The organism is [Limnothrix rosea] IAM M-220, from assembly GCF_001904615.1.
Classification (GTDB): domain Bacteria; phylum Cyanobacteriota; class Cyanobacteriia; order Cyanobacteriales; family MRBY01; genus MRBY01.
Genome location: NZ_MRBY01000091.1, coordinates 1 through 3,331 on the forward strand (window position 1 = coordinate 1; position 3,331 = coordinate 3,331).

Sequence of the window (3,331 nt, forward strand, 5' to 3'; positions counted from 1 at the left end):
CTGGGTTAGTAATGGAACCATCGTTTCAACGACATTGCTTTTACTACTTCAGCATACTCATTCCCGGAGAGCCGAAAAACGAAACTATAAAGAAATTATCCAATCATTGAATCAACTAGTAAATATAGCAAAGGATAATAAACGCAATATTTTAGATGTCGTTTTTAAATCACTCGATGGTAATAAGAAAGAAATAAATGCTCAGAAGATGGGCTCATTTCTAAAAAACTTACAGAATTTAATTGACTCTATTGCTGAATCAGCACAATCACAAGAGAAATATGAATTCTCAGTTCTTTCGACTTATCATGGATCTTTTGGCATACGACTAGCGACACCTGTCGAAGATCAAAAGCAATTGAATCTACTACAAGGTTCTGAAACCTCATTAGAAGAGTTTATTCAGTTAATTCAAGCAGGAAGTGAAAGCATTAACGAGGATGCAGCTCTTAAGGAAGAACTTAATCATCTTAGTCAAAAGTCTATCAAGTCATTCAAATCATTTACAGGCAGTCTTGTTGAACTAAACTCGAATGTTTCTTTTAAGTTAGGAGTCTTAGATAAAAAAGAGGATATAAATGCCGAGATGAGTTATGTGAGAGCTGCCAATATTCTCGAAATCATTAGAGAAAAGGAAGAACTAGAAAAAGAAGTGATTGATGTTTATGGCAAGCTTGTTCTAGCTGGAACTGGAAAGAATAAAAAGGAAAGGAAATTCATCTTTACAGAAGCTGCTGATGAAAGTCAATCATATGATGGTGTTATTTCAGAAGACCTTTTAATTGAATTAGAATATAAGATTGAAGCAGGCGATTATTACCATGCAAAAATTGAGAAAAAAACATTGGTTAACACTGTTTCTAACTCAGAAGAAGTCAAATATCGCTTATGTGAGTTGAGAAAAATCCAAGAATAGATTCAAGTTAAATGATTGTATAAAACTATTTTCGGAGAATAATAAATGAATTCTACTCAAATCAGAGATCAAGCAAAACTATACATAGATCAACTCCCATTAGAAAGCCTTCAGTTTGTAAATGATTTTTTGTCTTATTTACTTCAAAAAGCGACTGTAGAATCTGAATCTTTATCCAGCCAAAATGAAGAAATTAGTGCCCTTGAACTTGCGGGGGATATTGTCGGATGTGTTGAAGGACCCGAAGACTTAGCAACAAACAAAGATTACTTTCAGGGTTTCGGGGAATAATGCGCAGAGATGTCATTCTCGATACGAGTCCACTCGTTGCCTTGATTAACAAAAGAGACAATACCCATGAGTGGGCAAAATAACAATAGAGATCGCCGATCTTGTAGGGTGCGTTAATGTAATGTAACGCGCCTTTTTATTATTTTGATTGATGCGTTACGCTGCGCTAACACATCCTACTTTTGATGAGGTGGATGAGGCGATCATTATTCAGTCAGGTATTGTTAAAGGAATAGATTGATTTTTATTTTGGCGATAGACGTAGAAATCGCTGTCTAATGTAAAAATGATGCTACCTTCGATCAGCTCACTCATTCTGACAAGGCAAGCATCAGCCAAAGACATTGGCACAGATTTGTACTTTGCCATGAGTTGTTTAACTTCCGTTGCTTCTTCGATAAGTTGAAAAGGTATTTGTATCTTCTGGCTAGCAAGTAAGTTTAAAACGGTCTCTTCGCCGTCATAAACATTTTGGAGCAGAAAACAAGATTCAGTAATAACAGATTCACAGGTGAGAAATGGCAAAGATAAACTTTTTAGAGTTTCCTTAACCCATTCATGCTTATCTTCTTTTTTGTTGATGAGTGCAACGATCACACCAGTATCCAAAACGATATTTCGGCTCATTACTGACCTAAACCTTCCAAATATTTTTTATTGGTTGCTAAATCACCTGGACCTCCATCCACACAACCAATAAACTCAGACAATTCATCATAAGCCGAAGTTACTTGAGTATTTTCTGGCACTGAATTTTTATTACTCAGGAATTCGAGAAAATCAATCAGTGTTCTTTGCTGTTCTAAAGTTAAACTCCTAAATTTATCTAGCAAAACATTTTCAGGAATGACCGTCTGCTGAATTGCTTGAACCATAAGCTAAAACCAGAATTTTTCCATTGACTTACTCACTATTATAATCTCAGATATTTGCTGTTATACCTATGCCAATGGCGGCGATCGCCTTTCTGTAGAAATATGGGAGGGCGATCGCCTCAGTCACCTTAATCGGGTGGATGCCATCCTGCTGAAATCCAAGCTTGTCGCACCATGACTGCATAGGGATTATTAAGCTGAAGAGCAAGGGCTGTAGCTCGACCACAAGGGGTCGTTCCACGAATCAAAACACCTTCTCTTTCCCACATGAAATGTTCTGACCATTTTTGAGTGCGAGGATTAAATAAAGCAACAGTTGTATTTGTCGCTGGATCAATGCCGTGAGTCTTTGTGCCTTTGTAGGAATTGCAGAGACGGCAAGCCAGCCACAAATTATTTTCTTCGTCTGAACCACCTGCCGCTTTTGGGATGATGTGGTCGATTTCTAAGATGCCTAAAACATATTTTTGAAGGCTTTTACAGTACCCACACTGATTATTGGCGGCTTCTCTCACCCGTTGGCGCAGCTCTTCTGGAATGTAGCTCATTCGCTGAGGGGCTGAATTAATCCACGTTTTACGGCTTCACTTAATGCTGTGGCTTTACGCAAAAGTCCTTCTTGGTAAATTTGCATTAGGGTTTGCAATTCGGATGAGTCGGGATTTGATAGTTGTCCTGCTTGTTGTAAATCCAGCAGCTGACTGAGACGAGCATCTTGTTCTGGCTCCATCTGTAGCTCTGTTAAATCTAAAATCTCCTCGTCTTCAAGGTCGGTAATAGCGGAAGTTGTTTTGCTGGGATGAGAAGCAGGAATGAGAAGCTGAATACTCTCCGCCACGACACTAGACAAGTCACGATTGGCGAGATGGGCAAATTGCTCAACTCTCTGATATACGTCATCTGGTAACTCAATCGTAATGCGAGTGCTCATAAATTCTGACTGCTCAATGAGTTGAACTCTAAGTAAAATTATATCTGTTCTGTAAATTGCGTCACGCGACCGAAAATATTCAATATCAAAGGTTTGCCTACATCTAAGGGGCTGATTAATTAATGCAATAGTGGCGATCGCCTTTCTGTAGAAGTATGGGAGGGCGATCGCCCTTTAATTTTTACTACTTAAACAATTTAGATAAAGTCGCGATTGAATAGTTATTTGCTTTAAGTTTTGAGAGTATCGCATCAAGAATTTTTGGCTCTCCGGGATTGACTATGCAGCGTTGGTAGGAAAATGCCAACAAATGAGACA

The 3,331-nt window shown here is 38.3% G+C and carries 7 protein-coding genes; 2 read left to right on the forward strand and 5 right to left on the reverse strand.

Annotated features, from left to right (window positions below; genetic code table 11):
* Both NIES208_RS19135 and NIES208_RS18275 read left to right on the forward strand, forming a co-directional pair.
* Positions 1 to 916, forward strand: a 916-nt coding sequence (locus NIES208_RS19135; protein WP_171971811.1) for a hypothetical protein, incomplete at its 5' end; no start/stop codon positions are given.
* Positions 917 to 961: 45 nt separating this feature from the next.
* The gene (locus NIES208_RS18275; RefSeq protein ID WP_075894417.1) at positions 962 to 1,207 is read left to right on the forward strand and encodes a hypothetical protein; all 246 of its coding nucleotides are present in this window, start codon (positions 962 to 964) and stop codon (positions 1,205 to 1,207) included.
* Positions 1,208 to 1,417: 210 nt separating this feature from the next.
* Here NIES208_RS18275 and NIES208_RS18280 read toward each other — a convergent pair whose 3' ends face one another.
* The 5 genes from NIES208_RS18280 to NIES208_RS18295 are packed head-to-tail and all read right to left on the reverse strand — an operon-like array spanning position 1,418 to position 3,013.
* Positions 1,418 to 1,834, reverse strand: coding sequence for a type II toxin-antitoxin system VapC family toxin (locus NIES208_RS18280; protein WP_075894418.1), 417 nt, complete (start codon positions 1,832 to 1,834; stop codon positions 1,418 to 1,420).
* Positions 1,834 to 2,082 carry a hypothetical protein gene (locus tag NIES208_RS18285; RefSeq protein WP_075894419.1) on the reverse strand — a complete coding sequence of 83 codons (249 nt, stop codon included), beginning with the start codon at positions 2,080 to 2,082 and terminating at the stop codon, positions 1,834 to 1,836. Before NIES208_RS18285 ends, NIES208_RS18280 begins: the two co-directional genes overlap by 1 nt.
* A 46-nt stretch (positions 2,083 to 2,128) precedes the next feature.
* Entirely contained in the window at positions 2,129 to 2,266 is a 138-nt protein-coding gene (locus tag NIES208_RS19140) for a hypothetical protein (protein WP_171971810.1), read from the reverse strand.
* Entirely contained in the window at positions 2,211 to 2,630 is a 420-nt protein-coding gene (locus tag NIES208_RS18290) for an HNH endonuclease (RefSeq protein ID WP_075894420.1), read from the reverse strand. The genes NIES208_RS19140 and NIES208_RS18290 overlap by 56 nt, the downstream gene beginning before the upstream one ends.
* Positions 2,627 to 3,013, reverse strand: a complete 387-nt coding sequence (locus NIES208_RS18295; protein WP_075894421.1) for a hypothetical protein — start codon at positions 3,011 to 3,013, stop codon at positions 2,627 to 2,629. Before NIES208_RS18295 ends, NIES208_RS18290 begins: the two co-directional genes overlap by 4 nt.
* Positions 3,014 to 3,331: the final 318 nt, after the last annotated feature.

Coding starts and splice junctions, on each gene's coding strand:
- NIES208_RS18280 (WP_075894418.1), bottom strand. CDS start 1,834: ATGAGCCGAAATATCGTTTTGGATACTGGTGTGATCGTTGCACTCATC.
- NIES208_RS19140 (WP_171971810.1), bottom strand. CDS start 2,266: ATGCAGTCATGGTGCGACAAGCTTGGATTTCAGCAGGATGGCATCCAC.
- NIES208_RS18275 (WP_075894417.1), top strand. CDS start 962: ATGAATTCTACTCAAATCAGAGATCAAGCAAAACTATACATAGATCAA.
- NIES208_RS18295 (WP_075894421.1), bottom strand. CDS start 3,013: ATGAGCACTCGCATTACGATTGAGTTACCAGATGACGTATATCAGAGA.
- NIES208_RS18290 (WP_075894420.1), bottom strand. CDS start 2,630: ATGAGCTACATTCCAGAAGAGCTGCGCCAACGGGTGAGAGAAGCCGCC.
- NIES208_RS18285 (WP_075894419.1), bottom strand. CDS start 2,082: ATGGTTCAAGCAATTCAGCAGACGGTCATTCCTGAAAATGTTTTGCTA.